Below are 24,858 nucleotides of genomic sequence, written 5' to 3'. Positions count from 1 at the left end.
CGTGGGGGTCTGCCGCTCGGTCACGGATTCGACGCCCTCACCGGTGAGTACGGCGATATGTTCGACGAAGGGACGATCCGTCCCTCCAACATCTACCGACCGGAGGCAAGATGATCTTCATCGTGGTCCGTTTCAAGGTGAAGCCCGAGTACCAGGACAGCTGGCTCGAGACCACCGCGGAGTTCACCGAGGCGACGCGAGGCGAACCCGGGAACCTGTGGTTCGACTGGTCGCGCAGCGTGGACGATCCGTCCGAGTACGTTCTCGTCGAGGCGTTCCGCGACGGCGACGCCGGAGCCGAGCACGTGAAGTCCGATCACTTCCGCAAGGGACTCGACGCGATGCGGCCGGCGCTGAGCGAGACCCCGCGCATCCTGAACACGGAGATCCCGGGCACCGAGTGGGCCCGGATGGGTGAACTGCAGATCGACTGATCGACTGCGTCGAGACCGACGTCGTGCGCGAGATTCCCGCCGGATCCCGCATGCGACGTAGGTCTCGATGTGCGCCCATAGGTTTGTCCTAACGTTTCGTGCGGCCGCAGGTCTTTGTGGCAGCAGTCACGGTCGTGATCGACTGGACCGGCGTGGACGGCATGTCCGCGCGCCGGCCGTGTCGATCAGGAGCGTGATGTGAGCGAGTTGCACCTTCCCAACCGAATCCGGCAGCTGGCAGTCGAACATCCGGATCGTGCGGCGGTCAGCTCCGGCGGAACGACACTCACCTACTCCGAGTTCGACGCGCTCACCAACCGGGTCGCCTCGGCACTCGCGACCGTTCCGGCGACGTCCAAGCGTATCGGTGCGCTGCTGCGCATGGGCCTGCCCGGTGCGGCCTCGTTCGTCGGCTGCGCCAAGGCCGGGCTGGTCTTCACCCCGCTCAACTGGCGTCTGAATCCGGGCGAGATCGCCGACATCGCCGACGACGCGCAGCTCGACGTCCTGATCGTCGAGGACGAGTTCGCCGCATCCGCCCGCGCGGCCGCCGCAGTCCTGCCCGAGGCACAGATCGTCGTGGTGGGCGACGCCTCCACCGTGCCCGGCGCACGGTCGTGGGAGGACTTCGTCGCCTCCGGTGACGACATCGACCCCGGATTCGGCGACGACCCGCGGACCGAGGTGCTGCAGCTCTACACCTCGGGCACCACCGGTCGCCCCAAAGGTGTTGTGGCGACGCATCACAACCTGTTCAACGAACCGCGGAACTTCGCGTTGTACGAGTTCACCGAGGACTCGGTGTCCCTCGACGCGCTGCCCCTGTTCCACATCGCCGGTGCCGGCTGGATGAGCACGACCCTGTCGGCGGGTCTGCACCTGGTGCTGCTCGGCGAGATGCGCCCGAACCTCGTGGCGGCAGCCATCTCCGAGCACGGCATCACCCACGCCTTCCTCGTGCCGTCGGTGATCAACATGCTCGTCGAGATGCCCGACCTGTCGGATCACGACCTGTCGACGCTCCGCTTGGTGGCCTACGGCGCCTCCCCCATCACGCCCACCCAGCTCGCCCGCGCCATGGACACCCTCGGCTGCCGCTTCGTGCAGCGCTACGGCATGACCGAGACGATGGGTGCCCTCACCGCCCTGCGCGCCGACGACCACGACCCGCACGGATCCCGCTCCTACCTGTTGCGTTCGGCCGGCAGCCCGCTCCCCGGCGTCGAGGTCGAGATCCGCGACATCGCCACGGGCGAACCGCTTCCCGGCGGGCAGACGGGCGAGATCGTCTGCCGGTCGCGGAACAACACGTCGGGTTACTGGCGTCGCGACGCCGAGAACGCGGCCCTGTTCACGGTTGACGGTTTCCTGCGCACCGGCGACGCCGGACACATCGACTCCGACGGCTATCTCTTCGTCACCGATCGCGTGAAGGACATGATTATCTCGGGTGGCGAGAACGTCTACCCGATCGAGGTCGAATCCGTCCTGTCCGAACACCCGGCCGTCGCCGAGGTCGCCGTCGTCGGTGTGCCCGACGACCGTTGGGGCGAGGCCGTCACCGCCGTCGTGCGGGTCGCACCGGGCGCATCCCGCCCGACCGAGGACGAACTCCTCCAGTTCACGGTGGAGCGACTCGCGTCCTACAAGAAACCCCGCCACATCCACTTCGTCGACGAACTGCCCCGCAACGCGAGCGGAAAGATCCTCAAGCGCACACTGCGCAACGAGTTCGCTCCCGTGCAGGAGGGAACGACGCCGTGATCGTCACCGAGGACCTCGGCACCGTCCAGCGCGAAGCATGGGCCGCCGGAGTACTGCCGCCCGTCGAAGAAGTGCGTCCGGGACTGTGGTCGATCCCGGTCCCGATGCCGAAGAACCCACTGCGGTACGTACTCTCGTACGCACTCGCACTCGACGACGGCCTCGCCCTGATCGACCTCGGCATGGACACCGAGGAGTCGTGGGACACCCTCGTCGCCGGTGTCGCCGCGACCGGCCATCACATCACCGAGGTGCGCTACGCGGCGATCACTCACCTGCATCCCGACCATTTCGGTCTGGCACCCCGCCTGAAGGAGACGACCGGCGCCGTCATCGCGATGCACGCCGCCGACGCCACCGCCCTCGGGCGCTTCACCCCGGAGGACACCGCCGCCGACAAGGAAGCATGGCGCGTAGACCTCACCGGACTCGGCGCACCGCCCGAGGTCGTCGAGGCCGCCCGCTTCGAACTCGTGCGCTTCCCCGAAGGCGAGAGCGCCGATGTCGTTCTCGCCCACGGTGATCGACTGGACCTTCCCGGCTGGAACATCGAAGCGGTGTGGACACCCGGCCACACACCCGGACATCTTGCGTTCGTCGACCGCGACCGCGACCTGCTGTTCAGCGGCGACCACATGCTCCCACGGATCAGCCCCAACATCTCCTCGGGCCCCGGCGAACTGGGCGACCCGCTGCACCGCTACCTGTTGTCGCTGCACGCAACGACGGCGCTGCCGGACTGCGAGGTGCTGCCCGCCCACGAGTACCGCTTCCGCGGAGTCACCGAGCGCGCACGCCAGCTCATGGACCACCACGAGGTCCGTCTCGACGAGATCCGCAACGCCGTCGCGGCCCGGCCCGAATCGACGGCATGGGAGATCACGACCCGCGTCACCTGGTCGCGCCCCATCGACGTGATGGACCCCCGGCTGCAGCGACTCGCCGTCCGCGAGACCCAGGCCCATCTCCTCGTTCTCGCCGATCGAGGCGACATCCGTTCCGACGGTGGAACTCCCGCCCGCTGGACTCTCTCCGCTCCGACCGATACGAAGGAAAACTGACATGAGCGTTGTCCTCACCGAATTCGCCGACGGCGTCGCGGTGTTCACCCTCAACCGCCCCGAGGCGAAGAACGCCGTGAACCTCAAGGTCTCCGAGGCGCTGGCCGCGGCCATCGACGAGTTCGAGGCACGCCCCGACCTGACCATCGGCATCCTCACCGGCGCCGGCGGAACATTCTGCGCCGGAATGGACCTGAAGGCGTTCGCGCGCGGTGAGAAGCCGTCGATCCCCGGTCGGGGATTCGGCGGCATCACCGAGGCACCGCCGAGCAAGCCTCTCATCGCCGCCGTCGAGGGCTGGGCCCTGGCCGGTGGATGCGAGCTCGCACTGTCCGCCGACCTGATCGTCGCGTCGCGCGAAGCGAAGTTCGGTATCCCCGAGGTCAAGCGTGGACTCGCCGCAGCGGCCGGTGGCCTGCTGCGCCTGCCGAAGATCCTGCCCTACCCGCTCGCGATGGAACTGGCCATCACAGGTGACCCGCTCACCGCCGAGGTCGCCCACCAGCACGGTCTGGTCAACCGCGTCACCGAGCCCGGTGAAGCACTCACGGTGGCAAAGGAACTCGCCGCCCGCGTCGCGGCGAACGGCCCGCTCGCCGTCAAGGCCACGAAGCAGGTCGTCGCGATGGCCGCCAACTACACAGACCCCGATGCCTTCGTCGCGCAGCGCAAGTTCATCGACCCGGTCTTCGCGTCGTCCGACGCCAAGGAAGGCGCCCGGGCGTTCGCCGAGAAGCGCGCACCGGTCTGGAAGGGCGAGTAGGAATGTCGGACGTGCTGGTCGCGCAGGACGGTTCGGTCGCCACAATCACACTGAGCCGGCCGGAGCGCAAGAACGCGATGACGGTCGATGCGTGGCGGTCGTTGCGTGAGACGTTCGGTGCGCTCCAGCACGACGACTCCGTCCGCGCCGTGATCCTCACCGGCGCCGGCGGCGACTTCTGCACCGGCGCCGACATGGAGCGGCGCGACTCCACCCATCCCCTCGACCGCATGCGGGAGATCAACGCGACGGCGCTCGCCGTCGCGGAGTTCTCCAAACCGCTGGTCGCGCAGGTCGAGGGGTATGCGGTGGGCGCCGGATGGAACATGGCGCTGCTGTGCGACGTCGTCGTCGCCTCCCGCACGGCGAAGTTCAGCCAGATCTTCACGCGACGCGGACTGTCGGTCGACTTCGGCGGGTCGTGGATCCTGCCGCGCCTCGTCGGACTGCACCAGGCGAAGCGTCTGGTCATGCTCGCCGACATCGTGAGCGCCGAGGAAGCGTACGGCTTGGGCCTGGTGACCGAGCTCGTCGAGCCCGACGCCCTCGCCGGTCGCGCCGCCGAACTGGCCGCGCGGCTGGCAGCGGCCCCGCCGGTCGCGGTGAGCATGTCGGCGCGGATGCTCGAGCAGGGTTCGTCGCTCACGCTGCGCGAGGCACTCGAGAACGAGGCCCGCTCGCAGGCGGTCAACCACGCCACCGACGCCCCCGATGCGATGCGCGCGTTCGTCGAGAAACGCGAGCCGTCGTTCACCGGCGGATGGCGGGTACCGCGCCCGGTCGACACCCCTTCCTGACGGTTACGTGCGGGACGATTCGGGGCGTCACCTACGATAATCGGGTGGACCTGCACCTCGTGACCTATTTCGTGGCCGTCGTCGACCACGGCGGGATCACGAAAGCTGCTCAGGCACTCTATATTTCGCAGCCGTCGTTGTCGCAGGCCATCCGCACCCTCGAACGACGCCTCGACACGACCCTGTTCGACCGCACCGGCCGACGGCTCACCCTCACCGAGGACGGCCGCGTCCTCGAGGTCGCCGCGCGCCGCATCCTGGCCGACGTCGAGCGGGCGAAACAGAAGGTCGCGGCGGTGCGCGACCTCGAGGCCGGCCGCGTCGAGATCGTCACCTTCGCGACGTTCTCGATCCACCCCGTCATCGAGTTCGTCCAGCGCTTCCGTCAGCGCTACCCCAACCTGACCGTGCGGGTGAACGACGCCGAAGGACCTCCCGGAGTGCATGCGGCGCTGCGCCGCGGCGAGGCGGAGATCGGCATCACCGACCTGTCGGTCGAGCACGCCGGCATGATCACCGTCCCGGTCCTCGAGCAGGAGATGGTGCTCGCGCTGCACCCCGACCTCGCCGCCGACGTGCCCGACCCCGTCACCCGGGCACAGGTCCGCGACTTCCCGCTGGTCCTCGACCTCGGCTCCCGCGCGAGTGCCGCGCGCACCGGTGAACTGCTCGGCGAGCAGAACGTCGTCGTCGACTGCGCCAACCAGGCCGCCCTGTGGCAGTTCGTCGAGCGTGGCACCGCCGGGACGATCGTTCCGCGTCGCGTCGCCGAGAAGCAGATCCCCGGTGCGGTCGTCCGGCCGCTGGACCCACCGTTCCGACGTCCCGTCGGGCTGGTGATGCGACCCGGCGATCTGTCCCCCGCTGCCGCCGCATTCGTGGCGACCACCACCGGCACCCCCTGGGAAGCGTGACGACATGGAGTTCCGTCAGGTCGAGTACTTCCTCGCTGTCGTCGAGAACGACGGCATCAACGGCGCGGCCGCCGAGCTCGGCGTCGCCCAGCCCACCGTCTCCCAGGCGCTGCGCAGCCTCGAGCGCGAGCTGGGTGTGCAGCTGTTCCACCGCATCGGGCGCGGCATGGTGCTCACTGCGGCGGGTAAGGCGCTGATCGGCCCGAGCCGGCAGATCCTCCGTGATGTGAACGCGGTCGAGGAGCTGCTCACCGTGTCGACGACCGAGGTCACGGGTCGCCTGGATCTGATGGTCTTCCCCGCCTTGGCGACCGGCCCGATCGTCGACCTGGTCTCCGAGTTCCGTCGCCTCCATCCCAAGGTCACCGCGCGACTCGGTGATCTGCGTGCGGAGGAGTTCACCGCGTCGGTCATCCACGACGGTCACTGCGAGTTCGTCGTCACCCACCTGCCCGTCGAGGACGAGGTGGGTCTCGAGATCATCGAGCTCGGACAGACCGAATACTGGCTCGCCTATCCCCCCGGCACCGACCTACCGCCCGGGCCGCTGTCCTTGGCCGAGCTCCCCGACATCCCGATGGTCTTCGTGCCGCGCGGTGGTGGCTCCGTGAGCGACGCGATCGACTACGCGATGCGACAGGCCGAGGTGCGCCGCCCCATCTCCGTGCTCACCGACCATCGCGAGGCCCGCCTGCCGATGGTGCTCGCCGGTCTGGGCGGATCGTTCGTCGAACGGTCCCTCGCCGAATCGGCGCAGGACGTAGCGGTGGTCCGCCCGTGCGAGCCGACCTTCGCGCAGTCGTACGGGCTGGTGTTCGACCCGGCCTCGCTGTCGAAGGCCGGACGCGCTTTCGTCGACTTCGTGCGGTCGTCCGAGGAGTCCGACGCGACCGAATGAGTCCGCTGATGCGGTGACATCCGGGGATCCCGGCGCGACGATAGTGGGGACGACGTCCACTTCCGCCCTCGGGAGATGATCGGTATGTCCACTTCGACGAGTTCCTCCACCCATCTCGACTCCGTCGACGCCTACGCGCAGCGCGTCCTCGATTCCGTCCTCGGCACCATGGACACCCTCACGATCCTGATCGGTGACCGTCTCGGCTGGTACCGAAGCCTCGCCGACGACGGACCTGCGACGGCCGACGAACTGGCCGAACGCACCGGGACCCACCCGCGGTACACCCGGGAGTGGCTCGAGCAGCAGGCCGTGACCGGTCTGCTCGACGTCGACGACGGTGATCCCCCACGCTTCGCTCTGTCGTCGGCCGGTCGCGAGGTGCTCACCGATCCGCGCAACCTGGCGTACATGGCGCCGCTCGCTCGGATGATCGTCGGCGCGACGATGCAGCTTCCCGGTCTGCTCGAGGCGTACCGCAGCGGCGGCGGAGTGAGTTGGAGCCAGTTCGGTCGCGACGTGTGCGAGTCGCAGGCCGACGCGAACAGGCCGCTGTTCGAGAAGGCACTACCCGATGCTCTGCGGTCGGTACCGGAGGTCGACCGGGTGCTCGGGCAGCCGGGCGCGAAGATCGCCGACATCGGCTGCGGCGGAGGATGGTCGACGATCACGATCGCGCGCACCTATCCGGATGCGACGGTGCAGGGCTTCGACATCGACGCCCCGTCGGTCGAGATGGCCCGGTCGAACCTCGCGGAGAATACCGATGTGGCGCAGCGCGTCACGTTCACGCAGTGCGACGCGTCCGAACTGCCCGGTGGAAACTTCCACGCGGCCTTCGCGTTCGAGTGCGTCCACGACATGCCGCAACCGGTCGAGGTGCTGGCCGCCGTGCGGCGTTCGCTCGCACCCGGCGGGTTCATGATCGTCCTGGACGAAGCGGTCGCCGACACCTTCACCGCGCCCGGCGACGACGTCGAACGGCTCATGTACGGCTACAGCCTCACCATCTGCCTCCCCGACGGTATGAGCCACTCACCGAGCGCCGCGACGGGCACCGTCATGCGTCCCGCGACCCTGCGTCGCTACGCCCTCGACGCCGGTTTCACCGGGGTCGACGTGCTCCCCATCGAGGACTTCGGCTTCTTCCGCTTCTATCTCCTCCGCACCGGATAGCGTTGCCTTCGGAACTTCGGGGAGGTTGTGGTCGCGTTTCTCGAAAAACACGCACGCAACCTCCCCGAAGTCCTGCTCAGACGGGCGCACCGGCCGCTCCCAGAGCACGACGCACCCGTTCGACGAAGACGTCGGGCCGCCGGTAGAGGAGGTCGGCACCGACCCGGATGACCGTCCACCCCAGTTCGGGCAGCACCGCGTACCGGTCGATGTCGCGGGTGCGCTGGGTGGGGTCGGTCCAGTGCTGCACGCCGTCGTACTCCACGAGGACCCGCCACTGCTTCCATCCCATGTCGGCTCGCGCCACGAACGCGTCGCCGACGAAGATCTCGATCTGGGTCTCCGGCGGCGGGAGACCGGCACGGACGAGGAGCAGACGCGTGTGGGTCTCGGGCGGTGACGCAGCTCCACCGTCGACGAGGGCGAGCACCCGCGGCACGGCACCGATGCCGTGTGCGCCCTTGCTCCTCGTCGTCAGTTCCTCGATCTCACGCACCTTCAGGCCGGTCGCGTTGCAGAGTGCGTCGATCGTTTCGACGGCGCGGTCGAGCGGCATTCGTCGGGCGAGATCGAAGGCCGTCTGCGCCGGTGTGGTCGCGACCATCCCGTCGACCAGGCAGGTGTCGAGCTTCGGGGCGCGGCGGACCGAGATGCCCGGCACCGATCGGACGTGATCGGAGCGGACGAGTTCGGCCGCCGCATCCGGGTCGAGCCACCGGGTGCCGTGCACGGCAGCGGCGGAGACTCCCGCGAGGACGCCGCGGCCCTGCGACCACAACCATGCCGCCTTCGCGCGCAGCAGCGGGGTCGCCGGGATTCCTCGTCGGATGTAGACGTCGCGGTGGAGGTGGACGAAGTCGCGCGCGAGTCGATGCCGCGTGACGACGCCGGCAGCGAGTGCCGCACGTCCCGAGAACGGTTCGTCGAAGTCGATCACGCGCCGAGCATGCCCGGCGCGACTCCCGTCCGGGCGCCGCGTGGAGGCCGGTTGTGGACAAGCTCGGACGTTATCCCCAGGCCGTCACCTGCGACGAAAGAAGCTCGGGGAGGCTGTGTCCGGGTTTTTCGAGAAAACCGGACACAACCTCCCCGAACCGGGAGCTGTCTGTTTACGCGACGCGCTCGAAGATCGCTGCCAGACCCTGGCCGCCGCCGATGCACATGGTCTCGAGGCCGTAGCGGGCCTCGCGACGGTGCAGCTCGCGGGCAAGGGTGGCGAGCATGCGTCCGCCGGTCGCGCCGACCGGGTGGCCGAGCGAGATGCCGGAGCCGTGGACGTTGGTGCGCTCGAAGTCGGCCTTGCCGAACTTCCATTCGCGGGTCACGGCGAGGGCCTGCGCGGCGAACGCCTCGTTGAGCTCGATGAGGTCGACGTCGGCGAGGGTGATGCCTGCCTTGGCGAGGGCGACCTCGGTGGCCGGCACGGGGCCGATGCCCATGATCTTGGGCTGGACACCCGCGACGCCCCACGAGACGAACCGCACCAGCGGGGTCAGGCCCAGCTCGGCGGCCTTCTCCGGGGTGGTGACGATCGCCATGGACGCGGCGTCGTTCTGGCCGCTGGCGTTGCCGGCGGTGACGGTGGCCTCGGGGTCCTGCTTGCCCATGATCGGCTTCAGCTTGGCGAGGGTCTCCAGGCTGATGTCGGGACGCGGGTGCTCGTCGGTGTCGATGACCTCGTCGCCCTTACGGCTGCTCACCGTGACAGGGATGATCTCCTCGGCGAGGATGCCGTTCTTCTGGGCCTCGACGGCACGCAGGTGCGAGTTCAGGGCGAGCTGGTCCTGCTCGTCGCGGGAGATCGAGTACTCGCGACGCAGGTTCTCCGCCGTCTCGATCATGCCGCCGGGCACCGGATAGAAGCGGCCACCGGCGGTCGAGCGGGCGCGGACCAGACCGTCGTGCATCTGCACGCCGGTGCGGGCGCCGCCCCAGCGGATGTCGGTGGAGTAGAACGCCGCGTTGCTCATCGACTCGGTGCCACCGGCGACGACGAGATCGTGGTCGCCGTTACCGACCTGGAAGGCGGCCTGGATGACGGCCTGCAGACCCGAACCGCAGCGGCGGTCGATGTGCATGCCGGGCACCGTGATCGGCAGACCGGCGTCGAGGGCGACGACGCGGCCGATGGCCGGAGCCTCGCTGTTGCCGTTGCAGTGGCCGAGGATGACGTCCTGAACCTGTTCGGGCGCAACACCCGTGCGCTCGAGCAGACCCTTCAGTGCCGCGACACCGAGATCGACTGCGGTGAGGGACTTGAACATTCCGCCGTAGCGGCCGATCGGGGTACGGACCGGCTCGCAGATGACTACTTCGCGCATGATGACCTTTCGGGAAGAGAGTGAGGTGACGGACGAACCGTCACATGAAGCGGCCGCCGGTGACCTCGAGGACGGTGCCGGTCATGTAGGAGGACATGTCGGACGCGAGGAACAGTGCGACGGAGGCGATCTCGTCGACCTCGCCGGGGCGGCCCATGGGGATCTCGGCCATCTTCTGGTCCCATGCCTTCTGCGGCATGGCCTCGGTCATCGCCGAACGGATCAGGCCGGGCTGGATCGCGTTGACCCGGACGCCGTGGTGCGCCATCTCCTTGGCGGCGGCCTTGGTCAGGCCGACGATGCCCGCCTTGGCGGCGGAGTAGTTGGTCTGGCCGACCATGCCGACCTTGCCGGACAGCGAGGAGATGTTGACGATCGCGCCGCGCTTGGCCTCACGCATGATCGCGGCGGCCTTGCGGGTGCCGTGCCAGGTGCCCTTGAGGTGCACCGAGATGACCAGGTCGAAGTCCTCTTCGGTCATCGTGCGCATCGTCGCGTCGCGGGTGATACCGGCGTTGTTGACCACCACGTCGAGCGAACCGAAACCGTCGACGGCCTCGGCGAGGAGGGTGTCCCAGTCGGCGGACTCGACGACGTTGGCGCGCACGGCCCGGGCGACGTCGCGGCCACCGAGCTTCTCGGCGGCGGCGGTGGCGGCATCGAGGTCGAGGTCGCCGATCACGACGCGGGCGCCGGCGTCGACGAACTCCTGTGCGATGGCGAAGCCGATTCCCTGAGCGCCACCGGTGATCACGGCAGTGCGGTTCTCCAACAGAGACATCTACGATTCCTTTCGGCGGGGCTCGGGACGGCCCCCAGACAAGTCGATGCTCCGAATATAACGGCGATCCGGCCCGCGGAACGGCCTCGATCCATCGACAATGCCTATACGGGAATGGCGCCATTCGTATTGGACACCTCCCGGCGGCCGCACGAAGGTTGTAGACATGACACTCTCCATCCCGGCCCCCGAGGTCGACGAAGACGACTTCCGCGAGATCCTCGCGCAGACCCGCGCGTTCGTGCGCAACGTGGTCGTGCCGCGCGAGCAGGAGATCGCCGAGACCAATGCGATTCCCGAGGACATCCGCCAGGCCGCGAAGGACATGGGCCTGTTCGGATATGCCATCCCGCAGGAATGGGGAGGTCTCGGCCTGAACCTGCAGCAGGACGCGGAACTGGCGATGGAGCTGGGTTACACGACCCTGTCGCTGCGCTCGATGTTCGGCACCAACAACGGCATCGCCGGTCAAGTGCTGGTCAACTTCGGCACCGACGAGCAGAAGAAGCAGTGGCTCGAGGGCATCGCCTCCGGCGAGGTCGTCGCCTCGTTCGCGCTCACCGAACCCGGTGCCGGCTCGAACCCGTCGGGTCTGCGCACCAAGGCCGTGCGCGACGGCGACGACTGGATCATCACCGGTGAGAAGCGCTTCATCACCAACGCGCCGCTGGCGAACCTGTTCGTCGTGTTCGCGCGCACCCGTCCCGCGGACGAGAACGGCACCGGCATCGCGGTCTTCCTCGTCCCCGCCGATACTCCCGGTCTGACGGTGGGCAACAAGGACGCGAAGATGGGCCAGGAAGGTGCCTGGACCGCCGATGTGCACTTCGACGGGGTGCGGGTGCCGAACTCCGCGCTCGTCGGCGGCAGCGAGGACGTCGGCTACAAGGCCGCAATGGTCTCCCTCGCCCGCGGTCGCGTGCACATCGCCGCGCTGTCGGTCGGTCAGGCCCAGCGGGCGCTCGACGAATCGGTGGCCTATGCGGCCGCGGTGACCCAGGGCGGCACCCCGATCGGCAACTTCCAGCTCGTGCAGGCGATGATCGCCGACCAGCAGACCGGCGTGATGGCCGGCCGCGCTCTGGTGCGCGACGCCGCGAAGGCCTGGGTGGAGGAGACCGACCGCCGCATCGCGCCGTCGGTGGCGAAGTTGTTCTGCACCGAGATGGTCGGCAAGGTCGCCGATCTCGCCGTGCAGATCCACGGCGGCAGCGGCTACATGCGCGAGGTCGCTGTCGAGCGGATCTACCGCGACGTGCGTCTGCTGCGTCTGTACGAGGGCACCAGCGAGATCCAGCGTCTGATCATCGGCGGCGGACTCGTCAAGCAGGAACAGAAGAAGAACTCCTGATCTTCGCGGCGCGGTCCCGGAACGGGTACATCCGGAACCGCGCCCGAAGCGATTCTCTCGAATCGCCTTCCACCGCATACGAAGAAACCCCCGGCATCCGATGCCGGGGGTTTCTCGTGTGCGGGTCAGGAGACCGTCAGGCGCGATCGCAGATCGGTCTTGAGGATCTTGCCCGCGGCGGAGGTCGGCAGTGCATCGACCACCACCACGTCGCGGATCTTCTTGTACGGCAGGACCCGTTCGGCGACGTACGCCTTCAGCTCCTCCGCGTCGGGCTCCTCGCCGGCGACGGGGACGACGAAGGCGACCGGCTCCTGACCGATCGCGCCCGCCTCCCGGCCGACGACCGCCGCGGTGGACACCTTCGGGTGGGTCACCAGGATCTCCTCGAGCTCACGCGGATACACGTTGTAGCCCTTGTAGATCAACATGTCCTTCGCCCGGTCGGCGATGTACACGAATCCGTCGGCATCGCGGTAGGCGATATCACCCGTGGCGAGCCAGCCGTCGACGTACTGCTCCGCGGTGATCTCGGGGTGCCCGAGATATCCGTCGGTGACCTGCGGCCCGCGGATCCACAGTTCGCCGCGCTCCCCGTCGGGAAGGACGACGCCCGGATCGAGCTGCGACCGGATCTCGAGTTCGGTGTCGAAGACCGGAAGGCCGACGCTGCCGAGGCGGTACTCCGAGTCGACGACGAGCGGCATCGCCGTGACGACACAGGTGCCCTCGGTGAGCCCGTAGCCCTCCGCGATGCGCGCGTTGGGGAACGCACGCTCGAGGTTCTCGAGGGTCACGTGATCGATCGGTGCGGCACCGGACGAGACGACCCGCACGGTGGACAGGTCGCGGGTCTCGACGTCGGGATGCGTGGCGAGAGCATGCCACATCGCCGGACTGCCGGTGATGTAGCTGGCCTCGTACCGCTCGATCAGTTCGAGCATGCGAGCCGGATCGAAGCGACCCGCGAGGACCTGGGTCAGGCCGCACGCGAGAAGGAACGACGTGTTGATCAGCGCGTGCGCGTGGAACAGCGGCGACACCACGATCGTCGATCCCTGACCCGGGACCGCACCGGCGATCTTCAGGTCACCGATCGGTTCGAGCGAGATCCGCCCGTCGACGTCGGCGACCAGCTGGTGCCCCGCGCGCCACGCGCACATCTGCGTGACGTTGCCGACGACGTTGCGGTGCAGTACCCGGACGCCCTTCGAAATGCCGGTCGTGCCACCGGTGTACGCGATGTGCGCGACGTCGTCCGGGCCGGTGACGACCGGTTCGAAGGTCTGCGGACGCCCTTCGAGCGCATCACCGAAGTGCACGGCGCCCGGTGCGGTGACCGCCTCGTCGGAGACGACCGCGATCAACCGGACGCTCGTTCCGTCCGCGGCCCGGAACAGCGTCTCGGACTGCGCGGAACCGGTGACCGCCGCGGCCGCGGAGGTCTCCTCGATCTGCCGGCGCAGACCCGGTTCGGGCTGCAGCGGATTCACGAGCGTGACCGCCGCTCCGACGCGGAGCGCACCGTAGTAGGCGATGTGGAACTCGACGCAGTTACCGAGGTGCAGGAGCACCACGTCGCGGGCCCGCACCCCGGCCTCGTGCAGCACGCCGGCGAACTGCGCCGAACGTGCGTCGAGGTCGTTGTAGGTGAGCACCCGGTCGTCGTCGATCACAGCCGGCCGGTCGCCGTAGACGGCGGCGAGGCTCGGTGCCCACACCGCCATCGTCGTCGCCGGGTACGACAGCCTGCGCTGTGCGAGGTCGGAAGCCGAGGTCATGGTCGACGCCCGGCTCAACGCGGTGCCATACGGATGGCACCGTCGAGACGGATCGTCTCACCGTTGATGTAGCCGTTCTCGAGGATGTTCGTGGCCAGCTGACCGAACTCGTCGGGGCGGCCGAGGCGCGACGGGTTGGGCACGGTCGCCTCGAGCGACTTGCGGACGTCCTCGCGCAGGCGGGCGAGCAGCGGGGTGTCCATGATGCCGGGGGCAATGGTGTTGACGCGGATGCCCTTGCTGGCGAGGTCGCGTGCGGCGACGATCGTCATTCCGACGATGCCGGCCTTGGACGCCGAGTAGTTGATCTGGCCGATCTGGCCCTCGAAGGCCGCGACGGAGGCCGTCATGACCACGGCGCCACGCTCGTCCTCGATGAGATCGAGTTCGGCCATGCGCTCGGCACCGAGACGCAGCGCGTTGAACGAGCCGATGAGGTTGAGGCGGATCACGAACTCGAAGTCCTCGAGCGAACCGGCCTTGCCCTCCTTGTCGAGGACGCGCATCTTGCGTCCGGCGCCGGCGCAGTGCACGACACCGCGCAGGCCGCCGCGCTCGTGCGCGACGTCGAGAGCCGCAGCGAACTGCTCCGAATCGGTCACGTCACCCGGCGCGAAGACGACGCCGTCGCCGAGTTCCTTGGCGATCTCCTCACCATTCGAGCCGGGAAGGTCGATGAGGGTGACGTTGCCACCGGCAGCCAGGACGCGACGTGCCGTGGCGAGACCGAGACCGGACGCTCCACCGGTGACGGCGACGGACAGACCCTTGAGTTCCATGGTGTTTCCTTCGGATTCGTAGCAGCTTGGGTGAGGTGAGATCAGTAGATCTTGGAGAGCCTTCGGCTCAGAGAAGTTCGAGGATGGTGGCGTTGGCCATGCCGCCGGCCTCACACATCGACTGCAGGCCGTAGCGGATATCGTTGTCGCGCATGTGGTGCACGAGGCGGGTCATGAGAATCGCGCCGGAGCCGCCGAGGGGGTGGCCGACACCGATCGCGCCGCCGAGCGGGTTGAGACGGTCGGGCTTCGCGCCGGTCTCGACCTGCCATGCGAGCGGCACCGGCGCGAAGGCCTCGTTGATCTCGAAGGCGCCGATGTCGTCGATGGACAGACCGGAACGCTTCAGGGCCTTCTCGGTGGCGGGGATCGGGCCGGTGAGCATGACGACCGGGTCGGCGGCGGCGACGACTGCGGTGTGGATGCGCGCGAGCGGGGTCCAGCCCTGTGCCGCAGCGTATTCGCTGGTGGTGATGAGCAGGGCGCCGGCACCGTCGGAGATCTGCGAGGAGTTGCCGGCGTGGATCACGCCGTCCTCCTTGAAGACGGTCTTGAGCTTGGCGAGCGATTCGACGGTGCCGCCGCGGCGGATGCCCTCGTCGGTGGCGAAGTCGCCGACCGGGGCGATCTGACCGGTGAACGCGCCCGCGTCGGTGGCGGCCGCGGACAGTTCGTGCGAGCGCAACGAGAATTCGTCGAGCTGCGTGCGGGAGAAGCCCCACTTCTCGGCGATCATCTCGGCGCCGATGCCCTGGCTGAAGCCTCCGACCTCGAAGCGGTCGAGCACGTTCTGTGGGAAGTGCTGACCGTCCTTGCTGGAGCTGCCCATCGGCACGCGGCTCATGGACTCGACACCACCGGCGATCACGACGTCGTTCTGACCGGAGATGACGGTCGCGGCGGCGAAGGACACGGCCTGCTGGCTCGATCCGCACGCCCGGTTGATGGTGGTGGCGGGCACGGTGACCGGCCATCCGGCCGCGAACACGGCGCTGCGCGAGACGATTCCGGCCTGGTCGCCGACCTGGCTCACGCAACCCCACTGGACGTCGTCGATCGTGGCGGGATCGAGGCCGGTCCGCTCGGCCAGTACGGTCAGCACGTGTGCGGACAGGTTGACGGGATGGATCTCGGACAGTGCACCACCGCGACGTCCGATGGGGGAACGGACGGCGTCGACGATCACGGCATCGCGCATGCGAATCGGTCCTTTGCTGTTGCGGGACACGGTTGCCGGGCAACCGTGGTGGGAAACGACGACCGGCCGGGTGGTGGTCCTCACATTCGAGGAGACCATGCACCCGGCCGGTAGGGGAAAGTCTTTCGGCGGAAGCGTCCGTTAGGCGGAAGCTATGCCGAACTGGTCAGGCCGCGGCCCGGATGAGCTTGCGGTCGCGTTCCGGGTTCGCCAGGAACAGGACCAGGATCGCGGCGAGCGCACCGAGTGCTCCGATGACCTGGAAGGCCGTTGCGTAACCCTCCGCCGCGGTGGCGGCGTTGTCGACGAGGACACCCGTGCCGTAGGGGGCGACGAGGCCGCCGACGGCCATCAGGGCGAGGAAGACACCCATCGTGCCGGCGGTCTGCTGCGGCGGGCACAGCTCGGAGATCGCGGCGTTGATCAGCGGGAACGCGATGGCGCCGAAGCCGTAGCCGATGGAGACGACCGCGACGGCGAGGGCCGGCGTACCGATGGACGGGAGGAAGACCAGGATGGCACCGCAGATGAGCACGCCGACGGCGGGCACGATGATGCGGACGACCCGCGAACGGTAACCCTTGGCGCTGAGACGGTCGGTGACCGTACCCGAGCTGATCATGAGGAACAGGCCGATGATGGACGGCAGGGCGAACATCGAGCCGGCCTGCAGGGCGCTGTAGCCGAGGCCGACCTCGAAGTAGGACGGCAGCCAGGTCAGGACGACGGTGGTGAGCGCGTAGACGACCATGATCAGGATCGCGCAGCTGACGAACGTGCGGGTGAGGAAGATCTTGCGCCACGGCACGGACGGCTCGGTCTGCGCGGCGGAAGCGGAGGTTTCGGCGCCCTTGACCGCCTTGGTCGTGTAGGGGCCTTCCTTCCAGCCGAGGAGCCAGAAGCCCATCCAGACCGCACCGAGGATCGACAGCGAGATCAGCGCGGCACGCCAGCCCCACTCGACGGTGATGAAGGTCAGGACGGGAGCGAGGGCGATCTTGGCGACCGAGGCGGAACCGGCCAGGAATGCGCCGGGCAGACCGCGCTTGGCCGGCGGGTGCCACGAGTACGCGGCGGTGTGCATGAGAGCCGAGCTCGGTCCTTCGGCGAGACCGAGCAGCATGCGAGTGACCACCAGCATCGTGAAACTCGCGCTGACGACCAGCGGCAGCATCACCACCGACCAGATCAGGCCGAGAGCCAGCAGGGCCCAGCGGAGGGTCAAGTACTTGTTCAGCGGCCCGGCGAAGAATCCGCCGACGGTGAATGTGACGAAGAACAGCGAACCGACCAGGCCGATCTGGGAGGAGCTCATGCCGAGCTCACGCGCCAGAGGCTGGGCGATGATGCCGAGGACGGCCTTGTCGGCGTAGTTGACGACGTAGAGGAAGATGACCAGACCGGTCATGCTCCACGCGCGGCCGGGGGTCACGAGAGGTGTCGAGCCGGTCGCCGGCCCGCCGGGTCCGCCGGCGGTTGCCGGCTTGTCGTGCGCGATTTCGCCTGTGGTCACTGGGAGTCCCTTCAGAACTCGAGCGGGATGGCCGACTTACGAACAATCTGCATGTCGTTGTCGGAAGAACGTCACGCCTGGCGTCTGCATGCATTGAACGTGAGCCATGTCACCTGACGCAAAGAGCGGAAGGCGAACGAATCGATCACTGAAACCTATGACCCATCACAAGGCAGATTGAGGCCTCATCGAGTATTGGTCTGCGCTAACCGAGCGATAGCCGATCGGTGCTGTTCCCGGCGGCAAAACCTGGGCATGCTGACTGTGCCCGAAACAATCTGCGACGACGAGCGAGCCCAGCATGAACTCCACCGCTTCCACCGACGAGCTGCCCTCGTCCACTGCGCCCCTCGCGGGAGTGCGCGTGGTCGAGGTGTCCAGCTTCGTGGCCGCACCCCTGTGCGGCATGACCCTGGCCGCGCTCGGCGCCGACGTGATCCGGGTCGACCCGATCGGCGGCGCTGCCGATTACCGCCGCTGGCCGGTCACCGACGACAACGAGTCGATCTACTGGGCCGGCCTGAACAAGGGCAAGCGGTCGTTCGCGGCGGACTTCCGTAACCCGGACGCGCAGAACCTGATCCGCGACCTGATCATCGACGCAGGAGTGCTGGTCACCAACGCCGCCGGTCGTTCGTGGCTCGACTACGACGAGCTCGCCGCGATCCGCCCCGACCTGATCCACGTGCAGGTCCTCGGCCGCGCCGACGGCACCGGTGCTGTCGACTACACCGTCAACGCCGCCGCCGGCTTCCCGCAGGTCACCGGCGCCGAGAACGTCTCGACCCCGGTCAACCACGTGCTGCCCGCCTGGGACGTCTCGTGCGGTCTGTACGCAGCCCTGTCGGTCGCCTCGGCCGTCTACCGCCGCGAGATCACCGGCGCCGGAACGAAGGTCGTTCTTCCCCTCGAGGACGTCGCGTTCGCGACCGTCGGCAATCTCGGCTACATCGCCGAGGCCCAGCTCGGCCGTCCCGTCCGGGAGAAGGTCGGCAACTCCGTCTACGGCACCTACGGCGCCGACTTCGCCACCAGCGACGGCGCACGCTTCATGATCGTCGCGCTCACGCCCCGGCACTTCCGCGACCTCACCGGACTCACGGGCACCGCCGACGCCGTGGCTGCCCTCGAATCCGCACTGGGCGTGGACTTCCGCGACGAAGGCACCCGGTTCGAGCACCGCCACGTGCTCAACAGCCTGTTCGGCGCCTGGTTCTCCCGCCACACCGCCGACGAGGTCGAGAAGGCCTTGGCCGGCACCTCGATCCTGCACGAGCGCTATCGCACCTTCGCCGAGCTCGCCACCGACCCGCGCGTGACCGACAACCCGATGTTCCACAAGCTCGATCAGCCGCGCATCGGCAGCTACCACGCCCCGAGCACCCCGATGTCCTTCGACGGCCGGTACCCCGAGGTCCGCCCCGCGCCGGCCAACGGCGACGACACCGCCGAGGTGCTCACCGAACATCTCGGGCTGACCGACGACGAGATCGACGCCCTCGCAGCTTCCGGCACCATCCGCATCTCCCAGAAAGAGCACGCATGACCCGCCTCGCCCAGACCCTCGGTCTGACGGAATTCCAGTCCGAGATCCTCGACACGGTCCGCACCTTCGTCGACCGCGAGATCATCCCGAACGCTCAGGAACTCGAGCACTCGGACACCTACCCGCAGGCCATCGTCGACCAGATGCGCGAGATGGGCCTGTTCGGGCTGATGATCCCCGAGGAGTACGGCGGACTCGGCGAGTCGCTGCTGACCTACGCGCTGTGCGTCGAGGAACTCGCCCGCGGCTGGATGAGCGTCTCCGGCGTCATCAACACCCACTTCATCGTCGCGTACATGATCCGCCAGCACGGCACCGAAGAGCAGAAGCAGTACTACCTGCCGCGCATGGCCACCGGTGAGGTTCGCGGCGCGTTCTCGATGTCCGAGCCCGAACTCGGCTCCGACGTCGCCGCCATCCGCACCAAGGCCAAGCGCGACGCCGACGGCAACTACGTCATCAACGGCCAGAAGATGTGGCTGACCAACGGCGGCAGCTCCACCCTCGTCGCCGCCCTGGTCAAGACCGAGGAAGGCTCCGACAAGCCCCACAAGAACCTGACCACCTTCCTGGTCGAGAAGCCCGCCGGCTTCGGTGAGGTCGTCCCGGGTGTCACCATCCCCGGCAAGATCGACAAGATGGGGTACAAGGGCATCGACACCACCGAACTCGTCTTCGACAACTACAAGGCCTCGGCCGATTCGATCCTCGGCGGCGAGCCCGGCAAGGGTTTCTTCCAGATGATGGACGGTGTCGAGGTCGGCCGCGTCAACGTCTCGGCCCGCGCGTGCGGTGTCGCGATCCGCGCGTTCGAGCTCGCCGCCCGCTACGCCCAGCAGCGCACCACCTTCGGCAAGCCCATCGCCCAGCACCAGGCGATCTCGTTCTCCCTCGCGGAGATGGCCACCAAGGTCGAGGCCGCCCACCTGATGATGGTCAACGCCGCGCGCCTGAAGGACTCGGGTGAACGCAACGACGTCGCCGCCGGTATGGCCAAGTACCTCACCAGCGAGTACTGCTCCGAGGTCACCCAGGCCAGCTTCCGCATCCACGGCGGCTACGGCTACTCGAAGGAGTACGAGATCGAGCGCCTCATGCGCGAGGCTCCCTTCCTGCTCATCGGTGAGGGCACCAGCGAGATCCAGAAGACGATCATCAGCAAGGGTGTGCTGCGCAGCTACGCGCTGTAAGGTCCACCCCCGCAATCACATCCATCCCTGGAAGGACAACGCGTGAAGCGCACGCTGTACAACGAGGATCACGAGGCGTTCCGGCAGACCGTCCGCGACTTCATCGCGAAGGAGGTCGTGCCCGTCTACCCCGAGTGGGAAGAGGCCGGTCATCCTCCGCGCGAGTTCTACAACCGCATGGGCGAACTCGGACTCCTCGGCATCCAGGTTCCCGAGGAGTACGGCGGAGGCGGCGAGACGTCGCTGAAGTTCAACGTGATCCTCGCCGAGGAGGCGTCGGCGGCCGGTGTGTCGTTCGGTTCGTCGTCGGTGCACTCGAACCTGATCCTGCCGTACATCATGCAGAACGCCACCGAGGAGCAGAAGCAGCGCTGGCTCCCCGGGTTCGCCTCGGGTGAGCTGATGTTCGCGATCGCGATGACCGAGCCGGGTACCGGTTCCGATCTCGCCAACATCGCGACCACCGCGAAGCTCTCGGAGGACGGCAGCCACTACGTCCTCAACGGCGCCAAGACGTTCATCACCGGCGGTGCTCTCGCCGACCGCATCCTCGTCGTGGCCCGCACCTCGCCGTACAACCCCGAGGACCGCCGCGGTGGCCTGTCGATCCTGGTGGTGGACACCAGGAGCGAGGGCTTCGCCGTCGGGCGCAAGCTCCACAAGATCGGCCTCAAGACCTCGGACACCGCCGAGCTGTCGTTCGACGACGTGAAGGTGCCGGTCGCCGATCTGCTCGGCAAGGAGGGCGAGGCGTTCTCGTACCTGACGCAGAACCTCGCGCAGGAGCGTCTCACCATCGCGTTCGGCGCTGCCGCCACCGCGGCCGCGGCGATCCAGCACGCCATCGCATACACCAAGGACCGCAAGGTCTTCGGCAAGCCGGTCGCGTCCTTCCAGAACACCAAGTTCGTGCTCGCCGAGTGCTCGACCGAACTGCAGGCCATGCAGATCATGGTCGACAACGCGATCGAGCTCAACGACCGTGACGAACTGACGGTGCCCGACGCCGCCCGCGCGAAGCTGTTCGCGACGGAGGCCGCCGGCCGCATCATCGACAAGTGCCTGCAGCTGCACGGCGGCTACGGCTACATCACCGAGTACCCCATCGCCCGCCTCTACGCCGACACCCGCGTGACCCGCATCTACGGCGGCACCAACGAGGTCATGAAGACGATCATCGCCAAGGATCTGGGACTGTAGGTCTTCTGTAGTTCTTCGGTGGAGTAGGCCCCGCTATCCGGGGTCTGCTCCACCGAAGTCGTTTCCGACTATCGTTTCCCGCCATGCGGCTAGTCGTGAAGACCAAGAGGGTGATCGAAGCCCACCTGAGCAATTCGTCCGTCCGCGCCCTGTCGGGGTCGATGGTGGCGTACGAGGGGCAGGTCGGTTTCAAGTCCGCCGGTTTCGGTGGCGGTGAGGGTGTTCTCGCCGGGCTCCGGCAGCGCGCGACGGGCGAGGGGCTCTCGCTCATGGAGTGCAGCGGCACGGGCGTCGTCTACTTCGCGCACCAGGCGCAGGACGTCACGGTGCTGGAGCTGAACAACGAGACCCTGCAGGTCGAGTCCGAGCAGCTGCTGGCGCTGAGCGGGAACCTGAACACGAACGTGACGTTCGCGGGCCTGCGCGGCGGCATGAGCGGCCAGGGTCTGTTCACCACGACGGTGACGGGGACCGGGCAGGTCGCGCTGCTCTCGGCCGGGGGCCCGCTCATCCATCTCGAGGTGTCGCCGCAGTATCCCCTCGTCGTCGATCCCGACGCCTTCGTGTGTGCGAAGGGGCAGCTCACGCAGTCGTTCGTCACCGACGTGTCGTGGCGCTCGGCCATCGGCCAGGGCAGCGGCGAGGCGTTCTCCCTGAAGTGGGACGGCGTGGGCGTGGTCTCCATCCAGCCGGCGGAACGGTAGGAACAGATGAGCTTCACGAAGATCAACGGCAAGGTCGTGCGCGTCGACCTGCGGCAGTCCGGTCCCGTCGTGGCCCGCCGCGGCGCGATGCTGTTCTACACCGGCAACGTCCGGTTCTCCCCCCACGGTGTTCCCGGTGGCGTCGGGGGCGCTCCCGGTCTCGGTGGTCTCGCCGGCATGGCGGGACGCATGCTGCAGGGTGAGCACGAGGCCACGATGCTGGCGCAGGGCGACGGCGTCGTGCACTACGGCTTCCGCGGTCTCGAGACGCACATCGTCGACATGTCCGCGGGCGGCGAGCTGCGGGTGGAGGCGTCGCGTCTGCTCGCCCACACCACCGGTCTGCAGTCCACGGTCGTCTCGGTGGCCGCGGCCTCCGGTGGTGGCGGGGGCGGCGGTGGTCTGCTCGGGGCACTGCGCGGCGCCGCCACCGGAGCGATGACCGGCACCGGCATGTTCACCACCCAGCTGATCGGCCAGGGCGCGGCGGTGCTGCTCGCCCACGGCGGCGTGTTCGAGCTTCAGGTGGGCGGCCCGACGCCGGTGGTCGTCGACCCGCAGGCGTTCGTGGCGTCCTACGGCCCGGTCCGCACCGAACTGAAGTCGTCGATGAGCTGGCGGAACGTCGGTCGCACCGGCGGGGAGGCCATGCAACTCGAGTGCAGCGGACAGGGCATCGTCTACGTGCAGGCATCGGAGGAGAAGCTGTGAGTACCGTTCTGAACCCGTCGAGCTTCGGCGGCAGCGACAACGTGCCGGGCAACCCCTACGCCTACTGCATCGACCTGCAGACGCCCTGGTTCCTGTCGAAGGGCGCGATGATCGCGTACTACGGCCAGGTGCAGTTCTCGGCGCTCACCCACGGGTTGCAGGGACATCTGCTGCACATGGTGGCCCAGCAGTTCTCCGCTCCGCTCTATCTCGGCGACTACGTCGTGGCGGAGGGCTTCGGGAAACTGATCATCGGTGACCGCGGATACGACATCAATTCGTACGACCTCGACGACGGCAACCTCACGATCCGGCAGGCCAATCTGCTGGCCTTCGAACCGGGCCTGTCGCTCAACCAGTCGATCGTCCCGGGTTTCCTCACCCTCATCGGTACGGGCCGTTTCCTCGCGTCGTCGAACGGGCCGGTGATGTTCGCCGAGCCGCCGCTGCGGGTGGATCCCGAGGCGCTCGTCGGCTGGGCCGACTGTCCGTCCCCCAGTCATCACTACGACGAATCGTGGATCACCGGCTTCGTCTCGGCGGGGGCACGTCGTTTCGGTGTGCAGTCGGGTGAGGAGCGACAGTTCGATTTCACGGGTGCCGGCACCGTCCTGATCCAGTCGAGTGAGAAGGTTCTCGACGATTCGTCGCTGGTGCGCACGATCGAGAACCAGATCCCGGGCCTCACCTCGCCCGGTTTGCGCCGGATCAACCAGGTGGTATCGCAACACCTGCAACAGCAGTAGCTGCAGTAGCACACCCTGGGACAGACCTGGGTATAACACGGATCCGGGTCCCCTTTTCTGTGACTACGATCACAAGCTAGGCTAGCCTAAGCCGATGTAAGGTTTGGACAACCTAAGTGAGTGTTCCCTCGGTCGCAGAAAGGTGGCTCTGATGATCGTCTGCAGTTGCCACGCTCTTACCCACCACCACATCGAGGCAGAGGTGGCTGCGGGAGCACGGTGTACCCGCGAGGTGAGCGCCAAGTGCCGCGCCGGCACCGATTGTGGCAGTTGCGTCCGGAACATCTCGGCGATCATCCGGCAGGCCCGCGAGCGGAATGAGACGATCGAACTCGAGACCGCCGTGTAGCCAGCCCCTACCCGGCGGTAAACCTGATGGTTCACCCCGGGAGGTGCCATGAAGGGCGACAAGAAGGTCATCGAGTTGCTCAACGAACAACTCACCGCCGAGCTCACCGCGATCAATCAGTACTTCCTGCATTCGAAGATGCAGGACAACCGCGGATGGGCGAAACTCGCGAAGCATACTCGCGACGAGTCGTTCGACGAGATGCGTCACGCCGAGAGACTCACCGATCGGATCCTCTATCTCGACGGACTCCCCAACTACCAGCGCCTCGGGGCGTTGCGTCTGGGTCAGACCGTCAAGGAGATGCTCGAAGCCGACCTGCAGGTGGAGATCGAGGCCCGCGACCGGCTCCGGAAGGGAGCCGAGTACATGCGCTCGGTCAGCGACATCACCTCGGCCAACATCTTCGAGGAGATCCTCGCCGACGAGGAGGAGCACATCGACTATCTCGAAACCCAGCTCGATCTGATCGAGCAGCTCGGCGAGCCGCTGTACCTCGCCCAGCACATCTCTCCGCCGGAATAACCCGGCACAGCAGAACGGGCCGCGGCATTGTGCCGCGGCCCGTTCTCTATGCTGTGGAACACACCAGCTTGTCGACGGTGAGAGGAAGACCATGAGCGATTCGTCCGTGACCGTGGTGCACAACGCCGAGAAGCAGAGGTACGAAGTCCGGGACGACGACGCCGTCGTCGGATACACGCAGTACCACCCCGACGACGACGGCCGCCTCGTCTTCGACCACACCGAGATCGACAAGGGCTACTCCGGTCAGGGACTCGGAGGCAAGCTCGTCGGTTTCGCCCTCGACGACGTCCGCGACCGCGGCAAGCGCATCGTCGCGATCTGCTCGTACGTCGACAAGTTCATCGAGAAGCACC

Annotated in this window: 25 protein-coding genes; 18 read left to right on the top strand and 7 right to left on the bottom strand. The window is 67.7% G+C overall.

From position 1 onward, the window contains the following. Nucleotides 1-110 precede the first annotated feature (110 nt). The 8 genes from ACPCXD_RS00125 (at nucleotide 111) to ACPCXD_RS00090 (ending at nucleotide 7,807) form a co-directional block, all read left to right on the top strand. On the top strand, nucleotides 111-434 hold the full coding sequence (locus ACPCXD_RS00125; protein WP_088899356.1) for a putative quinol monooxygenase: 324 nt from the start codon (nucleotides 111-113) through the stop codon (nucleotides 432-434). Nucleotides 435-632: 198 nt separating this feature from the next. Beyond that, nucleotides 633-2,198 carry a long-chain-fatty-acid--CoA ligase gene (locus ACPCXD_RS00120; protein WP_160877404.1) on the top strand — a complete coding sequence of 522 codons (1,566 nt, stop codon included), beginning with the start codon at nucleotides 633-635 and terminating at the stop codon, nucleotides 2,196-2,198. After that, the gene (locus ACPCXD_RS00115) at nucleotides 2,195-3,259 is read left to right on the top strand and encodes an MBL fold metallo-hydrolase (RefSeq protein ID WP_160877402.1); all 1,065 of its coding nucleotides are present in this window, start codon (nucleotides 2,195-2,197) and stop codon (nucleotides 3,257-3,259) included. Before ACPCXD_RS00120 ends, ACPCXD_RS00115 begins: the two co-directional genes overlap by 4 nt. Before the next feature lies 1 nt (nucleotide 3,260). Next, nucleotides 3,261-4,022: a crotonase/enoyl-CoA hydratase family protein gene (locus tag ACPCXD_RS00110; protein ID WP_423657768.1), complete on the top strand. Its 762-nt coding sequence runs from the start codon at nucleotides 3,261-3,263 to the stop codon at nucleotides 4,020-4,022. 2 nt (nucleotides 4,023-4,024) lie between these two features. Then, nucleotides 4,025-4,819 carry an enoyl-CoA hydratase/isomerase family protein gene (locus tag ACPCXD_RS00105; RefSeq protein WP_423657766.1) on the top strand — a complete coding sequence of 265 codons (795 nt, stop codon included), beginning with the start codon at nucleotides 4,025-4,027 and terminating at the stop codon, nucleotides 4,817-4,819. A 44-nt stretch (nucleotides 4,820-4,863) separates the two neighbouring features. Further along, nucleotides 4,864-5,733, top strand: a complete 870-nt coding sequence (locus tag ACPCXD_RS00100; protein ID WP_016695798.1) for a LysR family transcriptional regulator — start codon at nucleotides 4,864-4,866, stop codon at nucleotides 5,731-5,733. Nucleotides 5,734-5,737: 4 nt separating this feature from the next. Continuing rightward, nucleotides 5,738-6,631 (top strand): LysR family transcriptional regulator, encoded by an 894-nt coding sequence (locus ACPCXD_RS00095; protein WP_088899359.1) that lies wholly within the window; start codon nucleotides 5,738-5,740, stop codon nucleotides 6,629-6,631. 75 nt (nucleotides 6,632-6,706) lie between these two features. Next, entirely contained in the window at nucleotides 6,707-7,807 is a 1,101-nt protein-coding gene (locus ACPCXD_RS00090) for a methyltransferase domain-containing protein (RefSeq protein WP_160877394.1), read from the top strand. Between the two features lie 76 nt (nucleotides 7,808-7,883). Here the strand turns inward: ACPCXD_RS00090 and ACPCXD_RS00085 are convergent, their stop codons facing one another. The 3 genes from ACPCXD_RS00085 to fabG all read right to left on the bottom strand — a co-directional run bounded on the left by ACPCXD_RS00085 (nucleotide 7,884) and on the right by fabG (nucleotide 10,909). Beyond that, nucleotides 7,884-8,744, bottom strand: coding sequence for an endonuclease domain-containing protein (locus ACPCXD_RS00085; protein ID WP_423657763.1), 861 nt, complete (start codon nucleotides 8,742-8,744; stop codon nucleotides 7,884-7,886). 172 nt (nucleotides 8,745-8,916) lie between these two features. Continuing rightward, on the bottom strand, nucleotides 8,917-10,128 hold the full coding sequence (locus ACPCXD_RS00080) for an acetyl-CoA C-acetyltransferase (RefSeq protein ID WP_423657761.1): 1,212 nt from the start codon (nucleotides 10,126-10,128) through the stop codon (nucleotides 8,917-8,919). 40 nt (nucleotides 10,129-10,168) lie between these two features. Then, the gene (gene fabG / locus ACPCXD_RS00075; protein WP_016695803.1) at nucleotides 10,169-10,909 is read right to left on the bottom strand and encodes a 3-oxoacyl-ACP reductase FabG; all 741 of its coding nucleotides are present in this window, start codon (nucleotides 10,907-10,909) and stop codon (nucleotides 10,169-10,171) included. A gap of 166 nt (nucleotides 10,910-11,075) precedes the next feature. Here fabG and ACPCXD_RS00070 point away from each other — a divergent pair, with 166 nt between their 5' ends. Then, on the top strand, nucleotides 11,076-12,260 hold the full coding sequence (locus ACPCXD_RS00070; protein ID WP_060652573.1) for an acyl-CoA dehydrogenase family protein: 1,185 nt from the start codon (nucleotides 11,076-11,078) through the stop codon (nucleotides 12,258-12,260). A 125-nt stretch (nucleotides 12,261-12,385) separates the two neighbouring features. Here ACPCXD_RS00070 and ACPCXD_RS00065 read toward each other — a convergent pair whose 3' ends face one another. From ACPCXD_RS00065 to ACPCXD_RS00050, 4 genes are all read right to left on the bottom strand, one after another. Continuing rightward, entirely contained in the window at nucleotides 12,386-14,041 is a 1,656-nt protein-coding gene (locus ACPCXD_RS00065; RefSeq protein ID WP_423657758.1) for a class I adenylate-forming enzyme family protein, read from the bottom strand. A gap of 14 nt (nucleotides 14,042-14,055) precedes the next feature. Further along, on the bottom strand, nucleotides 14,056-14,820 hold the full coding sequence (locus tag ACPCXD_RS00060; RefSeq protein ID WP_229566458.1) for an SDR family NAD(P)-dependent oxidoreductase: 765 nt from the start codon (nucleotides 14,818-14,820) through the stop codon (nucleotides 14,056-14,058). Nucleotides 14,821-14,887: 67 nt separating this feature from the next. Beyond that, nucleotides 14,888-16,018 (bottom strand): thiolase family protein, encoded by a 1,131-nt coding sequence (locus ACPCXD_RS00055; protein ID WP_423657756.1) that lies wholly within the window; start codon nucleotides 16,016-16,018, stop codon nucleotides 14,888-14,890. A 166-nt stretch (nucleotides 16,019-16,184) separates the two neighbouring features. Beyond that, nucleotides 16,185-17,531 carry an MFS transporter gene (locus ACPCXD_RS00050; protein ID WP_258260073.1) on the bottom strand — a complete coding sequence of 449 codons (1,347 nt, stop codon included), beginning with the start codon at nucleotides 17,529-17,531 and terminating at the stop codon, nucleotides 16,185-16,187. A 301-nt stretch (nucleotides 17,532-17,832) separates the two neighbouring features. Here ACPCXD_RS00050 and ACPCXD_RS00045 point away from each other — a divergent pair, with 301 nt between their 5' ends. The 9 genes from ACPCXD_RS00045 to ACPCXD_RS00005 all read left to right on the top strand — a co-directional run. Continuing rightward, nucleotides 17,833-19,077 carry a CoA transferase gene (locus ACPCXD_RS00045; RefSeq protein ID WP_059384411.1) on the top strand — a complete coding sequence of 415 codons (1,245 nt, stop codon included), beginning with the start codon at nucleotides 17,833-17,835 and terminating at the stop codon, nucleotides 19,075-19,077. Further along, complete coding sequence (locus tag ACPCXD_RS00040; protein ID WP_016693093.1) at nucleotides 19,074-20,267, top strand: acyl-CoA dehydrogenase family protein; 1,194 nt, start codon at nucleotides 19,074-19,076, stop codon at nucleotides 20,265-20,267. Before ACPCXD_RS00045 ends, ACPCXD_RS00040 begins: the two co-directional genes overlap by 4 nt. Nucleotides 20,268-20,309: 42 nt before the next feature. Further along, the gene (locus tag ACPCXD_RS00035) at nucleotides 20,310-21,467 is read left to right on the top strand and encodes an acyl-CoA dehydrogenase family protein (RefSeq protein ID WP_088899367.1); all 1,158 of its coding nucleotides are present in this window, start codon (nucleotides 20,310-20,312) and stop codon (nucleotides 21,465-21,467) included. A gap of 83 nt (nucleotides 21,468-21,550) precedes the next feature. Then, on the top strand, nucleotides 21,551-22,171 hold the full coding sequence (locus ACPCXD_RS00030) for an AIM24 family protein (protein WP_026061324.1): 621 nt from the start codon (nucleotides 21,551-21,553) through the stop codon (nucleotides 22,169-22,171). A gap of 6 nt (nucleotides 22,172-22,177) precedes the next feature. Next, the gene (locus ACPCXD_RS00025) at nucleotides 22,178-22,882 is read left to right on the top strand and encodes an AIM24 family protein (protein ID WP_423657752.1); all 705 of its coding nucleotides are present in this window, start codon (nucleotides 22,178-22,180) and stop codon (nucleotides 22,880-22,882) included. Then, a complete protein-coding gene (locus ACPCXD_RS00020) occupies nucleotides 22,879-23,628 on the top strand; it encodes an AIM24 family protein (protein ID WP_423657750.1) in 750 nt (249 codons plus the stop codon). Before ACPCXD_RS00025 ends, ACPCXD_RS00020 begins: the two co-directional genes overlap by 4 nt. A 151-nt stretch (nucleotides 23,629-23,779) precedes the next feature. Further along, complete coding sequence (locus ACPCXD_RS00015) at nucleotides 23,780-23,977, top strand: (2Fe-2S)-binding protein (RefSeq protein WP_019290600.1); 198 nt, start codon at nucleotides 23,780-23,782, stop codon at nucleotides 23,975-23,977. 48 nt (nucleotides 23,978-24,025) lie between these two features. Beyond that, on the top strand, nucleotides 24,026-24,502 hold the full coding sequence (gene bfr, locus ACPCXD_RS00010) for a bacterioferritin (RefSeq protein ID WP_016693088.1): 477 nt from the start codon (nucleotides 24,026-24,028) through the stop codon (nucleotides 24,500-24,502). A gap of 91 nt (nucleotides 24,503-24,593) precedes the next feature. Beyond that, nucleotides 24,594-24,858, top strand: a 265-nt coding sequence (locus ACPCXD_RS00005; RefSeq protein ID WP_423657747.1) for a GNAT family N-acetyltransferase, incomplete at its 3' end; no start/stop codon positions are given.

The sequence above is a fragment of the Rhodococcus sp. AB351 genome (assembly GCF_049538275.1).
Classification (GTDB): domain Bacteria; phylum Actinomycetota; class Actinomycetes; order Mycobacteriales; family Mycobacteriaceae; genus Rhodococcus.
This window is presented reverse-complemented; position numbering and strand designations above follow the sequence as displayed.